The 14,921-nt window shown below is 49.3% G+C and carries 10 protein-coding genes and 1 other annotated feature; of the genes, 1 reads left to right on the top strand and 9 read right to left on the bottom strand.

What is annotated here, in order from left to right:
- Positions 1 to 149: 149 nt before the first annotated feature.
- Positions 150 to 426 (bottom strand) — a binding site (T-box leader).
- Positions 427 to 480: 54 nt separating this feature from the next.
- A complete protein-coding gene (locus VV089_RS04200; protein WP_172541246.1) occupies positions 481 to 1,740 on the bottom strand; it encodes an ATP-binding protein in 1,260 nt (419 codons plus the stop codon).
- Between the two features lie 152 nt (positions 1,741 to 1,892).
- Positions 1,893 to 3,479: a peptide chain release factor 3 gene (locus VV089_RS04195; RefSeq protein WP_334335063.1), complete on the bottom strand. Its 1,587-nt coding sequence runs from the start codon at positions 3,477 to 3,479 to the stop codon at positions 1,893 to 1,895.
- Positions 3,480 to 3,725: 246 nt separating this feature from the next.
- Between VV089_RS04195 and VV089_RS04190 the strand changes: the two genes are divergently transcribed.
- A complete protein-coding gene (locus tag VV089_RS04190; RefSeq protein WP_334335062.1) occupies positions 3,726 to 4,802 on the top strand; it encodes a hypothetical protein in 1,077 nt (358 codons plus the stop codon).
- Positions 4,803 to 5,034: 232 nt separating this feature from the next.
- Here the strand turns inward: VV089_RS04190 and VV089_RS04185 are convergent, their stop codons facing one another.
- The 7 genes from VV089_RS04185 to VV089_RS04155 form a co-directional block, all read right to left on the bottom strand.
- Positions 5,035 to 5,673: a hypothetical protein gene (locus tag VV089_RS04185; RefSeq protein WP_172541243.1), complete on the bottom strand. Its 639-nt coding sequence runs from the start codon at positions 5,671 to 5,673 to the stop codon at positions 5,035 to 5,037.
- A gap of 110 nt (positions 5,674 to 5,783) precedes the next feature.
- On the bottom strand, positions 5,784 to 7,328 hold the full coding sequence (locus VV089_RS04180; RefSeq protein WP_334335061.1) for a hypothetical protein: 1,545 nt from the start codon (positions 7,326 to 7,328) through the stop codon (positions 5,784 to 5,786).
- Positions 7,329 to 7,536: 208 nt separating this feature from the next.
- A complete protein-coding gene (locus VV089_RS04175) occupies positions 7,537 to 9,402 on the bottom strand; it encodes a methyl-accepting chemotaxis protein (RefSeq protein WP_172541241.1) in 1,866 nt (621 codons plus the stop codon).
- Positions 9,403 to 9,547: 145 nt separating this feature from the next.
- Positions 9,548 to 11,218, bottom strand: coding sequence for a methyl-accepting chemotaxis protein (locus VV089_RS04170; protein WP_334335060.1), 1,671 nt, complete (start codon positions 11,216 to 11,218; stop codon positions 9,548 to 9,550).
- A gap of 3 nt (positions 11,219 to 11,221) precedes the next feature.
- Complete coding sequence (locus VV089_RS04165) at positions 11,222 to 12,445, bottom strand: nucleotidyltransferase family protein (protein ID WP_334335059.1); 1,224 nt, start codon at positions 12,443 to 12,445, stop codon at positions 11,222 to 11,224.
- A gap of 133 nt (positions 12,446 to 12,578) precedes the next feature.
- The gene (gene fliD / locus VV089_RS04160) at positions 12,579 to 13,880 is read right to left on the bottom strand and encodes a flagellar filament capping protein FliD (protein ID WP_334335058.1); all 1,302 of its coding nucleotides are present in this window, start codon (positions 13,878 to 13,880) and stop codon (positions 12,579 to 12,581) included.
- Positions 13,881 to 14,079: 199 nt separating this feature from the next.
- Positions 14,080 to 14,832 (bottom strand): cell division ATP-binding protein FtsE, encoded by a 753-nt coding sequence (locus tag VV089_RS04155; RefSeq protein ID WP_334335057.1) that lies wholly within the window; start codon positions 14,830 to 14,832, stop codon positions 14,080 to 14,082.
- Between the last annotated feature and the right edge of the window lie 89 nt (positions 14,833 to 14,921).

The following is a 14,921-nucleotide window of genomic DNA, read 5'->3' as shown; positions in this document are numbered from 1 at the left end:
GAAAGGCCTCACAGACAAAAGAGCGCCCGGGCATAAAATCTGATATAAAAAAATTCCTCTGGACGGCAGAAGCCTGACTGCATGTGATACCCTTTCCTACAATAAAGTACACAAAAAAGCCTTCCGTCTCCCCTACAGCATATACTGTATTCAGAGACGAAAGGCTGTAAGCTCTGCCTTACGCGGTACCACTCTGGTTTGTGATTATCACACACTCATCAGATACGGGTTCTAAGGGAAGCTCCCTAAACCTTATATCCTCCCCGCTGTAACGGTCGGGCTCCGTCTGCATCTACTCTCCCCGGAAACGGAGATTTGGAACAGCCGCTCAGAGGTCAGTTCCAATACCCTCATCCACTGCTTCACACCAGCCAGCAGCTCTCTGAACGCCGAGGGAACTGTACTACTCCTCATCCTTGCATTTCTCTATATCATTGTTCAAGGATAGCAAAAAACCTTGCTTCTGTCAAGTAAAATATATCAAATATACCAGACCGGTATCTGCAGTATATTTTCCCTAAGCGCTCCAACATCCGGACAATTGCATATGACCGCTCCCATTCCTCTCTTTTTTCCGGAGATTTCATCTAATACGGCGAATGCCGACGTCATAATAGCCTTTGCCTGTGTATTTTTCTTTATCTCAATTGGATATAAGATTCCATTTTCTTCAATAATTAAATCGATCTCCGCCTCTATTTCCAAAGTTTCCCCATCCTTTTTCACCCTCTTCTTGTCACGTCCGCGATAATAAGATACAAAATAGCGATAGTCCAGACCTTCGTTTGCATATGATTTCAAAATCTCGGACACAACAAAGGTTTCAAAAACAGGCCCGCTCATGGCTCCATAAGCAAGATTTTCAGAGGTCAGCCATCTCGTAAGATAGCAGACCAGTCCGGTATCCCGAAAATAAAGCTTCGGTGATTTAATTGCTCTTTTCAAAATGTTAGAGGTAAAAGGTTCTAACAAATAAACAATTCCGGATGCCTCTAAAATAGACATCCACTTTTTTACTGTCCCCACATCTTTCCCAATCTCGGATGCAATAGCAGAATAATTCAATATCTCTCCGGTTCTTGCTGCAGCCGCAATCATAAACTGCCTGAAAACATTTAGATCCTGCACCGCCGCCAACTCTCTGACATCCCTCTCTATATAAGTCTTTACATAGTCTGCGTAAAACGAACTCCACTCTTTATTTCCATCCTGGAGTTCCGGATATCCTCCCTTATGAATCATTTCCCAGATATTCTCTGGTTTCTGCAGCGTTTTCCTTCGCTCTGCCACATATTCCAATGTAGGAAGAAAATGCTTATTAAATCCGTCACCCATACATTCCCGCATAGACAAACCGGCAAGCTCCATAATGCCGATTCGTCCGGATAAAGATTCCGATATATTCTGCATCAGATGAAAGGGCTGTGAACCCGACAGGCAGAACAATCCATTTTCCTCGCTTTCATCACATTTAAGCTTAATATAGCGAAACAGTTCTTTGGCCCTTTGCACTTCATCAATGGTGACGGGAGGGGGATTTAATGTCAAAAACATATTTCCCGCTTCTTTTGCCTGTTGTTCCAGAAAAGGATCATCCAAAGATACATATTTTCTGTCCGGAAACACTTTTTTCAGCAGAGTAGATTTTCCTACCTGACGCGCTCCTGTCACCAGGGTTGCTTTATATGCTTTTTCATATCTGCGCAGTCTGTCCTCCAAGGCTCTTGAAATATAATCCATATCTCACCGCCTCCCTTCCGCCTATTTTTATGGCAAATTTAGATTTCAATTCCAAATCTGTCATAATCATAACATAGAATATCCAATTATTCAATCTTTACTCTAACTTCCATCCATAAAAATTCAGCCAGTCTGCGGCGGATTCCGGCCCACTACCTTCCAAACTCCGAAAGCACCAGCCCTGGATTCCGATCCAGGGTCATGCCCACACTCCACGCATTGGCCCAGATAAGCAGCGGACGTCCCTTCAAATCCTTGATTTTCTTCATATCCGAAGTTCCCACAAGCTTCCCCATATCAATCTCTTCATTCTCGATCCACCGGATATGCTCATAGGGCAGAGGCTCCAGCTTAATCTCCACATTATACTCATTTTCCAGGCGGTACTTGAGCACGTCAAACTGCAGGACGCCTACCACGCCCACGATAATCTCCTCCATACCCGTATTATACTCCTGGAAAATCTGGATCGCGCCCTCCTGGGCAATCTGCTCAATCCCCTTCACAAACTGCTTCCGCTTCATGGTATCCATCTGCCGCACCCTGGCAAAATGCTCCGGCGCAAAGGTAGGAATCCCCTCATACTGGATCTTCTTCCCCGGCATACAGATCGTATCCCCTATAGAAAAGATCCCCGGATCAAACACACCGATAATATCTCCGGCATAAGCCTCCTCCACAATCTTCCGATCCTGGGCCATAATCTGCTGAGGCTGCGACAGACGGAGCTTCTTCCCCCCCTGGACATGATTTACCTCCATGCCGGCCGTAAACTTACCGGAGCAGATGCGCATAAACGCAATCCGATCCCGGTGAGCCTTATTCATATTCGCCTGAATCTTAAATACAAAGGCAGAGAACTCCTCCTTCATGGGATCAACCACCCCGATATCCGCCCGCCTTGGAAGCGGAGAAGTCGTCATCTCTAAAAAATGCTTCAAAAAAGTCTCCACGCCGAAATTCGTCAAAGCCGATCCGAAAAACACCGGCGAAAGCTCTCCCTTACTCACCTGAGCCTGATCAAACTCCGCACTTGCACCGTCCAGAAGCTCAATATCCTCGAAAAGCTTTTCCTTCTGCCCTGGATCCAGAATTCCTTCAAGCTTCGGATCCTCCAGATCAAGCTCCAGCTCCTGCCCCTCCTTCGTTCCCTTTTCCGTGTCCGAAAACAGCAGAACCTTCCTTGTATTCCGGTCAAACACACCCTTGAAGGCCTTGCCGGAACCAATCGGCCAGTTCACCGGGCAGGTGGCAATGCCAAGTTCATTTTCAATATCATCCAGAAGCTCAAAGATATCCATAGCATCCCGGTCCATCTTATTGATAAAAGTAAAAATCGGAATATGCCGCATGGCACATACCTTAAACAGCTTCCTGGTCTGAGCCTCCACACCCTTAGAGCCGTCAATCACCATCACCGCTGAATCAGCCGCCATCAGCGTCCGGTAAGTATCCTCAGAAAAGTCCTGATGCCCCGGCGTGTCCAGAATATTAATACAGTAATTGTCATATTCAAACTGAAGAACCGAGGAAGTGACAGAAATACCCCTCTCCTTCTCAATCTCCATCCAGTCCGACACCGCATGACGTGCCGTAGCCTTCCCCTTAACCGAACCGGCCAGGTTGATAGCTCCTCCGTACAGCAGAAACTTCTCCGTCAGCGTAGTCTTACCAGCATCCGGATGGGAAATGATGGCAAACGTCCTTCTCTTCTCAATCTCTTTTACATAATCAGCCATTTCATATTGTCCTTATCTCTAATCTCTCTTATCCTTCATAACCACGCTGTTACCGCGGCTCAAATACATACTTCTATTAGTATACACATTTTCCATATATTTTCAAGACGAAAAACAAAGGAGAATCCACACAATTCTTTTTTCCGCAGGCCTTTTCCCCTTATGCTCCTTCAAAAACCTGTCGAAAGAATAAATAAGAAACTATCGTCAATACGTCAGGTTAATAGAACGAAAGGGGGGAATTCTATGAAGCCTGTTACCAGTCATTACCAGGAAACCAGACTGTGGCAGAACAGCCGCACTACACTGCGCTCTCTGTCCGAACCAGTATCTAAAACCAGCCAAAAGCAGAACACCGTCATAAAAGATCAAGCAGATCTCACCGATCCGCCTTCCGTCAGTCCCGATGCCCGGACCCAGAAGCTCTTAGACCAGTTAGCCAAAAGCTTTCCCGGCATCACCTTTGAGATCGTTCCGGACAGCGACTTTCTGAATCTAAAAGAAAAAGCCGCAGCCTTAGGCCAGGGAAAGCATCTCCTTCTATCCGAATCCTTCATCGCCCGTATGGGCAGCAGCGATAAAGAATTCGAGAACTGCAAGACCATGCTTCTGGCCTCCGTTCTTATGCTGTCCGAAAACCACGCCGCCGGCGTATTCCTAAGCGAAAAACAGGCCGTCTCCTGGAAAATCAACGAAAAAGACGAAAAAAAAGACTCAGAAACCGAAACCATAGCCAAAATGCTGGAAAGCCTAAAAGAAGCCAAGGCCAACAGCTCACAAAAATTCAAAGTATCCTCCAATGTTTCCTACGAAACAGGAGAACTCCACCGAAAGCTGGCCCGGGCCGGCGACAAAGCCCTGGTTCAGTCCGTAATGAGCGAGATCTACCGAAACATAGCCTCACTCCGCCTGATCGCCTGCATGGGAGATGACAAAGAGCGCGCAAAAGCCCAGAAAGCCGTCCGCGCCCTCCAAAAACTCTCCATCCGCAGCCGCCAGAAATTACGCCACCTAGACAAAGAAACACTTCTCAAACTCAAAAGGCAGCGCGCCATAAAACGCCAGGAAGAAACCAAAGCAAGAGAACTCCAAAACGAGCTAAAGAAAAAGCAAGCCAAAAGAATACGCCTAGACAAAAAAATCGTAGAAGAAGGCGACGCCGCTGACCGGGAAATCCGAAGGCTCAAGCAATATCTATCCCAAGCCAGCAATCCCCAACTCCCCGTCTCCTCCGAAATCCCCGCCCCAGGCAGCCTCACCCCAGCCGAAGCCGCCCCAATCACCACCGACCAAATAACCCTATCCGAACCAGTAACCTTCTAACCCGGCTCCGTTGGAGCCAGAAAACCAAACCCCATTCAATCAGACTAACTATACTCAACCCCAGCCAACAACCAGGAAAATAAGCCGGCAGCCTTTTCCGTATCCCCCGCAAGGCGGGAGGATTCCTTATTGCGGGGGATACGGAAAAGGCTGCCGGCTTATTTTTCGTCCACACACAAAAAAAAAGAGCCATCCGGTCCCCCCGACAGCTCTTTTCCACGAAAGCAGCTCCCTACTTCCCAGTCTTCTCATAATACTCACTAAACAGATCATTCACCGCCTTATAAGTCTCACCAGAGATAGAAGGCAAAGATCCGCCCCAAGCTTCCTCAGCCTGCTCAAAGCCCTTCTCAATCGCCTTCTGCATCTTCTCCATCTTCGCCGGATCATCTCCTGCAAGAGCCTGTGCAAAATCAAAGAGTCTCTGAGAAGTCTGCTTCACTCCCCAGTAGCCATCCTCCGAGATAGCAGCCTGGGCCTCAGCCTTCGTCTTGGCATCCACCGTAAAATTACCGCTGGCGATTGTCCTCCAGAAGTCATCGCTGCCTGCCTGCAGACCAGTGATTCCCTGCTTATTGAACACCTGCATCATCATGTTCGTAAAGCGGGTCGTCTGATTCTCCAAATCAGCCTTCAAGCTGTTCACCAGAGATGCGCGCTCAGAATCACTCATCTTCTTCGTAACCTGGGAATCCTTGCTAAACTCCGCCCGATCCGTATTCGGCTTCGCAGCTGCGCCGGAAACGGCATCCACAGCCTTCTGATCCTCTTTCTGTGCCACCTCCGCAGCCTTAACCGCATTATTCACATTAACGGGAGCATATCCGGAAGTTGTCTGGACATTCTGATAATAATTATCTTCAAGTCTCAAACCAATTTCCTCCTTTCTTGTTAAGTACTAAAAGCATTTATTTTCTATATACATTATATCGACCCTTACCTGGAAAAAAATAAGTGTTCTCCCAAAATCCGTATAAAATTTCAGGCAAAAAACACCTTCCAGACCAGATAAATCGCCACAATCCCAGCAGCCACAAGCATCTGCCTGAAAAATACCTTCTCCGCCTTCTGATCCCTGGCCTTCCTGCGCTCCTCCGCCTCCATCACAGCCCCCCAGGGACTATATCTCTGCATCCGAAGCGTAATCCCTTTCCCCTCCTGCCCCAAAGCAGAAAGAAAGTCCCTCCAGTTCTTCTCCAGAAGCCGCACTCCCCTTTGAAGGTCTTCATCCAGGGTCCGGCCTCCAAGCATCTGAAAAAAACCGGCTTCCTCTGAATAGGCTTTCTGATTTCTATAAGACGCCTCCCCCTTCTTCTCCAGAAAAAGACGGTAAGCAAAGACAAGCCCCTCGGCAGCTGCCTTCTGGGGATCCTTCGTCTTCTCGTAAATCCCAACCGTATGGTAATAGGCCTCATAAGCCCCCTTCTGATTGAGGTAGTAATCCACCATCTGATTCACCAGATTTTTCACAGGCAAAGCCATCTCCCCGGACTGCCTGCCTCCTGAAAGATAGATCTCTCCCTTTATGGAAGTAAGGGCCGCCAGATACCCTGCAGCCTCCTGGTTCCCCTTCAAAGTTCCCATACCTTCAAGAAGCCGCCCGCTCTCGCTTAAATGCCTGGCAAAAGCATCCGCCCGAACAAGCTCGCCGACCCCAAAGCTCCTACTCTCCCGGCTTCCGCCACGGACTTCACCGGATGCCAGATTCCGCTGATTCATCTCCATCTGGCCTGATTTCCTGTGAGCGTCAAACTCCTGGCTGACACGCACATCCCTTCCGCCATAGGAGCGATACACGCTTCCCTCCTCGCCAAAGGCCTTCCCTGTCCCCCTTGTCACAGTATGGGAAGCAGTGGCAGCCTCATGCCCTTTCCCAGTACTGCTCCCCAGTGAAAAAAACCGTTTTGCCTCCCTGGGAGAAATATTCTCCCCTGTAGTCCGCTTATACAAACTGCAGCGGATATAGTCAATTGTCTCCCTCTGTCCCACCCGTTCCAAAAGGGAAACAAGATTCTTAAGCCGAACCTCCAGAACCAGATTCAGCTTCTCAGAGAGTATACCGTCCAGCCGCCCTTTCTGTTCCGTCTGCTCCGCTCCTGTCGTATGAATCAGCACAGCCTCCAGAAGAGCCAGATACAGACGGGACAGTTCCTCCAGCTCCTTGGATAAATCTCCTGAAGGCGAAGGCTGCCAGTTCAAAAGAGCCTCCCAGAGCTCCTGCTCCATCTCCAGGATCCATCTGAGATTTGCTTCTGTCAGAAGCTTCCCCTCCAATCCGAACCATCTGCTCTGCCTGGAAAGCTCCGGCGTATCACGCTGTTCCCTTTCCTGTTCCTTTTCCCTGGTCTCAAGACGCTCTTCCTCAAGCTTTGCTCTTGCTTCCTCCGCCTGCTTTGCAGCCTGTGCCACCAGAACCTGCCCGGCCTCCAGCTCCATCAGCTTTCTTGCCGCCCTGTTTTCCGCTCCCGTAGGAGCCGGCAGCGTCTGAAGCTCAGCCCCCTTTGTACTTGTACCAACTTTCTCCATACCCCTCGCCTCATATTGAAAATATCCCGGAAAAATCTGCCAAAGCCTTTCCGGCAGCATTCTCTCCAAGAATAAGCCTAAACTCCTCTATTAAAACTATCGACCGGACTGCCTCTCCTTATAACCATCATTCGTCACAAAGAAACCGCCCTTTCGTGGAAAACTATACCACGAAAGAGCGGCCTCTTTTTTATAAGAATCGTTCTTTTTAATACTTGCTGTTGTTATCTCCCGTATAGTAAGAGCTATAACTCTCCTTGCTGGAAGAAGATGCGGAAACAACCGGATCGGAATCATAAGCCGTATCCATCCCCATGTCCATAGCCGGCGCCGGCTCCTCCTCATAGGTAACAGACGCAGCAGAAACATCAGAACGAAGCTTGAAACGTCTTACCTGGCTCTTGAGCATCTCTGCCTGGCTGGACAGCTCCTCGCTGGCTGCCGCACTCTGCTCTGCCGTAGCGGAATTGGTCTGGACCACGCTGGAGATCTGGTCGATTCCCTGGGTTACCTCCTGGATAGCATTGGACTGCTCTGTCGTAGCCTGCGTAATCTTATCCACAACGTCTACTGCAACCTTGGTGCTCTCCACAGTCATCACAAGGGCGTTGGCTGTGCTGTCGGCAATCTTCGTACCATTCTCCACTGCATGAATGGATTCCTCAATGAGAGCTGTGGTATTCTTAGCAGCTTCCGCACTCTTGGAAGCCAGATTCCGCACTTCATCCGCCACAACAGCGAAGCCCTTGCCTGCGCTTCCTGCCCGGGCTGCCTCTACAGCCGCATTCAGAGCAAGAATGTTAGTCTGGAATGCAATATCCTCAATGGTCTTAATAATCTTTCCAATCTCGTTGGAGCTCTGGCTGATCTGGGACATAGCCGCAATCATATCCTGCATTCTCTGGTTGGAAATGGTCAGCTCCTCACCGGCCTTGCCCACCTGCTCGCTGGCAATCTGGGAATTCTGTGCCGTCTGTACCACCTTCTGAGAAATCTCATTGATGGATGCTGCAAGCTGCTGAATCGAGCTGGCCTGCTCCGTAGCTCCCTGGGAAAGAGCCTGGGCTCCGCTGGATACCTGATCGGATCCGCTTGCAACCTGGTCGGAAGCCTCATTGATACGGCTCAGGGTCGTACTTAAATTGGAACTCATTTTCCGGATAGAAACCAAAAGGGGTGCAAAATCACCTACGTAGTATTCTTCTGCCGCTGTGCGGACGTTGAAATTGCCCTTGGCCATCTCAGCCATCAGACGGTTCAAGTCTGTAATCATAGCGTCCAGAGCCTTAAAAGTCACCTTAAAGTTATCCACCAGAGTGCCGATCTCATCTCTGCCCGTATAAGCCAAATCATTCTTAATCAAGCCTCTGGACAGGTTCTTTGCGGCGCTCTCCACCTCTGCGATAGGTCTTACAATGGAAGCCGTCACCTTAATGCTGATAAAGAATGCAAGGATAACCGATGCAATCAAAAGAACAACAACAAGAATCATATCCTGGTTCGTAGACTTCACGCTCTCATCCAGCGTCTCGTCCTGGAGCACTGCCGTAGCGTCATCCAGAACCATAGCCTGGGCAACTAGTTTATCCAGAGTCGGCGTACACTCTTCCACCAGTATCCGCTGGGATTCCGTCATTCCTGTGGTATTGGAATTGCCGGCTGCTGCCTCGGCTCTCAGGCTTTCCTCTACTCTTCCGCCAATGACAATCCACTCCTCCATCAGTGAGGAATATGTATTAACCTCATTTGCATCCAGAAGGTTCATTTCCTTCAAGGAGGCAATATCACTGCGGATGGATGCAATCAGATCATCCACCTTCTTAGCATTGGCTTCTAAGGTTGCATTGTCTTTGGAAATAGCCATATCACGCAGATACCGGGCTGCTGTGTTGGTGCTCATCCGGCTGTTGCGCACATAGCTTCTGGCGGTCATAGCGCCGTTTGAGAAATTATGCAGGTTCTGGTTCGCACTGTTCAGCTTGGAAATCGCCGTCACGGAAATAATAACCGTCAGCACCAGAACAATGGCATAGCTTACCAGCAATCTACTTCTGATTTTCAAGTTCTTTAACATGTCTTTCCCCTTCTTTTCCTCTTTATTGTGCAGTATTCAACACTCTATTTTATCATACTGCGAATTTGCTTCTTTGTCCACAGAAAACAAATATTTTTTTCTAAAACTGTATCATCCCTTCACTGTTCGCAGAGCGAACCGCAGCTTAATCCCTTCTCAAGGTAAAGCGGCCTGTAAGCTCCTTGAGCATCTGAGACTGGCTGGACAGCTCCTCGCTGGCCGCCGCGCTCTCCTGAGCCGTTGCGGAATTGGTCTGGACCACGCTGGAAATCTGATCCATGCCCTGCGTAATCTCCTGGATGGAATTCGCCTGGTTCTCTGCGGCACGGGTGATCTTTTCCACCAGCTCTACCGCATTCCTGGTACTCTCTACCGTAGACAAGAGCGCCTCCGCCGTACTGCCTGCAATCCTTGTTCCGTTGTCCACCGCCTGCATGGAGCCTTCGATCAAGTGGGTTGTATTCTGTGCCGCCTCCGCACTCTTGGAGGCCAGATTGCGCACTTCGTCCGCCACTACTGCAAAGCCCTTGCCGGCGCTTCCCGCTCTCGCCGCCTCTACCGCCGCATTCAGCGCCAGGATATTGGTCTGGAATGCAATATCCTCGATGGTCTTGATAATCTTGCCGATCTCGCCGGAACGATCGCTGATCTCGGACATAGCCGCAATCATCTCCTCCATCTTCTGGTTGGAAATCTGAAGATCCGCTCCCGCATTCTCCACCTGCTCGCTTGCCTTCTTGGCATTCTCGGAGGTCTGCTTTACCTGGCTGGATATATCATTGATAGAAGCTGCAAGCTGCTCCACTGCGCTTGCCTGCTCCGTAGCTCCCTGGGAAAGCCCCTGGGCGCCGCTGGATACCTGATCGGAGCCGCTGGCCACTTGATCGCTGGCATCGTTGATCCGAAGGAGTGTTGTGCTCAGATACTTATTCATCTCACGGATAGACAACAGAATTGCCTGGAAATCACCCACATAATAATTCTCCGCCTTGGTACGGATATCCAGATTTCCCTTTGCCATCTCGTTCATCAGATAGGAGATATCCTGAATCACTGCAGAAAGCACCTCGCTTGTCTTGCGGAAGCTGTCCGCCAGAACGCCAAGCTCATCCTTGGATTCATATGTAACATGATTTTCAATATTTCCGGTAGAAATAGCCTGGGCTGTCTTCTCCAATTCATAGATAGGCCGGGTCAGTCCCTTAATCAGGATCGCCATAATTCCCACTGCAATGAGAACGGCCAGAACCAGCAGGGCCAAAAGAAAGAGAGCCGCATTGTTGGTCGTATTATTGACAGACTTGTTCATATCCTCTGCCGCTTCATTGGCCTCCTTATAGATAGCCTCTGCCGCAGCGGAACTCCTGGTAAAAATTTCAGAAAAATCTCCTGTGAGCAGTGCCCGGGCTTCCTCCCAGTTTCCCTGCTCCATGAGCCCTATGATCTCCCCGATGAGGGCCTGGGCTTCACCGCTGTCGTCCAGAAGATCCTTTACAGCCCCGCCGGAGGAACCGGAAATCTCCTGAAGCTTGTTCAAGCCTGCAACGACTTCCGTAGCGCTTGCGTTGATCCGATCCGCATATTTTGCCAGATCCTCTTCTACCAGAGCTGCATTCAGGCTTCCCCAGACATTGTACATCTTCTCGGCTACACTCATGCCTTCCGTAGCCGCCACAAAGGGTCCCTCAAACATCTGGTGTGATTTACTTCCGATGGAGCGTAAAGCCGTTATGGAGAGTACCACCAGTATGATGCTGATCAACAAAATCGTTCCAAAGGAAACAATCAGCTTTTGTGAAATCTTTAAATTCTTCATGTCTTACTCCATTCTTATATTATTTTCATGTTCTTCCTGTGAATCCGGCGGCGCTTCCTCAGCGTCTTTTTTCCGCGTCAGCTTTGCCTTGAGCTGGTCTCGTTTTTCTGCAAAAAACTGCTTCACCTTGGAAAACCAGATTCTCCATAAACGAAGGAGACAGCAAAGCCCATACAGCCACGGAAATTTTTTCAGAACCGGAAACATGCCTGCCATATAGTCCCTGGGCGGAAATAAGGCTTCCTTTTCCCGTTTCATCCACTCCCTCCGCCGGTCTCTTTTATAAAAATCTGCTACATCCTGCAGCAGCGGAAGAATTTTTCCGCTTAACTGTCTCCCCTGTTCCCCTTTTGAGAGAATGTAAGCCTCCATAGCATTGTAGATATCCATCTCGCTGCTGATTCCGTTCTGAAACCAGATATCTCCCAGCTTCAAAAGACGCTCCGAGAATTCCAGAATCTTATGCCGCTTAAGCACCTTATCCACATAGGGCCAGTTCAGTTCTTCCTTGTGGGCCTTCTCATACAGCCAGAAGTCCAGGACTGTCCGGACCGTGGCTCTGCCAAGAGCGTAATCATTGGCCGCCCTGCCTGCCATGTACAGGTAAGCCTCCTCTTTGTCAAAACACCTGAGATACCGATACCCCTTTTTCTTGGAATACATGCGCACCGGCGAATCAAAGTAACGCTCCAGTTTCAGATTCACAAACTTTATTTTATCATAGAACTTCACATAGATGCCTGGTATTTTATAGTATAAAATGCCCTCATCCTCACGGTTCTCCTGGGGCTCATAGTCCATGCTCCGCATAATAGTATCAATGCGTACCAGATCCCCCTTGGGAACCAGAATGCTGATGCAATCCATCTTACGCATTTCTTTCTGAGGATACAGCTCCCGCAGGTCCTTTCCCTCCAGAATCAGAAAATGTATCTGTTTGCGCTCCAGCTGCCAGATCAGCACTTCCTCCGCACTCTGATAACCGGAAACATTCTTTAACTCCCTCTGATAGCTCTCATAAAACAGGCCTTTGATCTCTTTATCTATCTCTGAGCTTAATCCCAGGATACCCAGCCAGCACAGATTTGCGACCTGATTGATGTCTGCCAGCCGGTAGATGGTTCTCCAAGGCATCAAACTGCCCGACATGGCAGGAACCTTCTTCTGATTCATGACTGCCGATACCAGCAAAAGCAGATACCGGCGATCCTGCTGTAATACGTTCATCAAAGGAATCTCTCTCTTCCTATTAAAGAATTCCGCCTGCAAAGCCTTCTGCCTATGCAAAGCGGTTCCCTGTGTCTTTCATTCTGCTTCTTCAGACACAAGAAGAAGGGCCGCCTTTCCCGGCCCTTTTCTTTTATACGAAATAATCCATCATCAGCCCAAGGGCCATATAATTACTCAGATTATAAGCGCCTGCTTTGGAAAACGTATTCAAAAAATGATAGCCGTCCGTATTCTGGCTGCTCTCCGCCTGCCTCACACTCTCTTGCACCAATCCGGCGGAATTGGCCCGAAGTCCGGCGCTTCCCCTGTCAAAGGCTGCCTGGGCAATGCCGTTCCTGCCGGAAATCACATCCCGCACCAGAGCCTCATCCTCCTCCAGATTCTTCGCAAGCTTCTCCTTGTCAAAGGAAAGTGTTCCATCCTTGTTGGCGGTAATTCCGGCCATCTCAAGAGACTGCTCGGAACCTAAGCTTCTCACCATATTCCGAAGCTGCCGGCTGACCTCCGCTCCCTGGCCTGCGTTGCTCCGAAGAAAATCCACGGTTTTATTGTAGTGATTGACCAAATCCTCCACACCGGAAATCAGGCTCTCATTGTCCTCCTGAGGCTCAATATCCGCCGTTCCTTCCTTCTTGAGGGTGGCCTGAATCCTTCCCATATCCAAAGAAATCTCATTGGTAGAGGAAATGTAATTGCGGCTTGCACCGTTCTCTGTCACAGAGTACTTCGCATTCTGGGCTTCCTGAGCCGTCTCGCTCAAGCCCTTTGCAATCCCGGTGTCCCCGTTTACCTGGAAGGTATTGCCTTCCCCGGTCTTTCTCCCTGTAATCTGAAGCGATGCCTCTCCATCCTTCACAACAACACTCGCCTGCACACCGCTCTTCGCCCGGTTAATCTGGCTGGCCGCTTCTTCCAGCATCTCCTGGTTGGTTCTTAGACCGCCGTCCTTCTTACGGGCATCCACCTGCACGAATACATTGGACACTCCGCCGGAAGCGCTCTTGGACCGAATGCTGAAATTCATGCCCGAGGACGCTTTCGCTTTTGCGTTCACCCCTGCGCTCTGATTCATCTGGGCCTTTGCCACCTGGCTCACATTGACGGAAAGCTTCTGCCCGAAGCCGCTGCCAAAACGCTCCTTCGCCGTCAATACACTGTTATTAGAGCTTCCAAGTTTTTTCGTGTTCGCTGCGCCGGAGGAATTCGATCCCCGCAGCGAATTCGCCGACTGCATCAGATCCGTCATCTTAGAATTATAATTCTTAAGAAAATTCAGACTGGAATCCTTATAGGTCCGGTTTACACGATTCACTGGAGTGACAGCCTGGCGGTTTGAATGATAGTTATTGAGCGCCTGCTGAAGCCGAAGCTGATTGATGGAGGATGTATAGTTCATATAGCTCATGGATGAACCTATCCTGCCAACTGCCATATCCATTGCCCCCTTTCAAATCTATCTTTTCGAAATAACAGGAACTGTTACCTTTAAAAACACTGCTGACTTCTTTTAAAGATACCAATTGCCAGTGCACAACTGTCCGTCCTGCCTTTGGACAGAGTAGTACGCTGGTTATTCTTATATAATATATCGGTTCTTTAGAAAGATAAATAACAAAAAATTTAAAAAATCTTTAAAATTTTTCAGATTTTCCTTCCCGGAGCTGCCGAATCCGCCGTTCCTCAAAAATGTCCAGGGCTTTCGAGCTGTAACCCGCATTCTTTTCATCCGAAACAAGCATCCCCTCCACCAGGGTGAGCACCCGCTTCCGCATAATATTCACCAGATCCACCGAATGACTGCTGACAATCACCGTAATCCCCTGATGGTTCACATCATTAATCAGATTCATCATATCCCAGGCCGCATCCGGATCCAGATTCGCCGTAGGTTCATCCGCCAGAAGTATCTTCGGCCCTGTGGCCAGCGCACGGGCCAGAAGCACCCGGGCCTCCTCCCCCACAGACAGTTCCTGGGGAAATGCCTTGACCTTGTGAGCCATGCCCACCCGTCCGAGGGCCTCCCCAATCCGTCTCTTACTCTCCCTCCGGGAAAATCCACAGGACCGCATCACCAGAAAAAGATTCTCATACACATTCCGATCCCGCAGGCACTTCATGTCCGCCTGCATAATCCCGAATTTTCTACGAAAAAAAGCCAATTCCCGTCCCTTCAAAGAGCCGATATCCTGCTCATCCACAAAAATCCGCCCTCCGCTCACCTCTTCCTGCCTGCTGAGAAGCTTCAGAATACTGGATTTCCCCACCCCGCTCTTCCCGATAAGAAACAGAAACTCCCCCTTCTCAACCCGAAAAGAGATATCCTCCAGCACCAAATCATCCGGCTCAAAAATCTTCGTCACACAATCAAACACAATCTGGGCCATGTCATTCCCTCACTCTTCCCTATGCTCAAGAACCTCCCTCAAGGGCTGCCCGAACTATTATCTAGATTTTACAATAAACCCATAAAAAA

It is taken from the genome of Candidatus Merdisoma sp. JLR.KK011, from assembly GCF_036941125.1.
Taxonomy (GTDB): Bacteria; Bacillota; Clostridia; order Lachnospirales; family Lachnospiraceae; genus Laedolimicola.
This window is presented reverse-complemented; position numbering and strand designations above follow the sequence as displayed.

What these genes read in the sequence shown, in the direction of transcription:
- VV089_RS04200 (WP_172541246.1), bottom strand. Translation starts at nt 1,740, where the DNA reads ATGGATTATATTTCAAGAGCCTTGGAGGACAGACTGCGCAGATATGAA.
- VV089_RS04175 (WP_172541241.1), bottom strand. Translation starts at nt 9,402, where the DNA reads ATGTTAAAGAACTTGAAAATCAGAAGTAGATTGCTGGTAAGCTATGCC.
- VV089_RS04165 (WP_334335059.1), bottom strand. Translation starts at nt 12,445, where the DNA reads ATGAACGTATTACAGCAGGATCGCCGGTATCTGCTTTTGCTGGTATCG.
- VV089_RS04190 (WP_334335062.1), top strand. Translation starts at nt 3,726, where the DNA reads ATGAAGCCTGTTACCAGTCATTACCAGGAAACCAGACTGTGGCAGAAC.
- VV089_RS04170 (WP_334335060.1), bottom strand. Translation starts at nt 11,218, where the DNA reads ATGAAGAATTTAAAGATTTCACAAAAGCTGATTGTTTCCTTTGGAACG.
- VV089_RS04155 (WP_334335057.1), bottom strand. Translation starts at nt 14,832, where the DNA reads ATGGCCCAGATTGTGTTTGATTGTGTGACGAAGATTTTTGAGCCGGAT.
- VV089_RS04180 (WP_334335061.1), bottom strand. Translation starts at nt 7,328, where the DNA reads ATGGAGAAAGTTGGTACAAGTACAAAGGGGGCTGAGCTTCAGACGCTG.
- VV089_RS04195 (WP_334335063.1), bottom strand. Translation starts at nt 3,479, where the DNA reads ATGGCTGATTATGTAAAAGAGATTGAGAAGAGAAGGACGTTTGCCATC.
- fliD (WP_334335058.1), bottom strand. Translation starts at nt 13,880, where the DNA reads ATGGCAGTTGGCAGGATAGGTTCATCCATGAGCTATATGAACTATACA.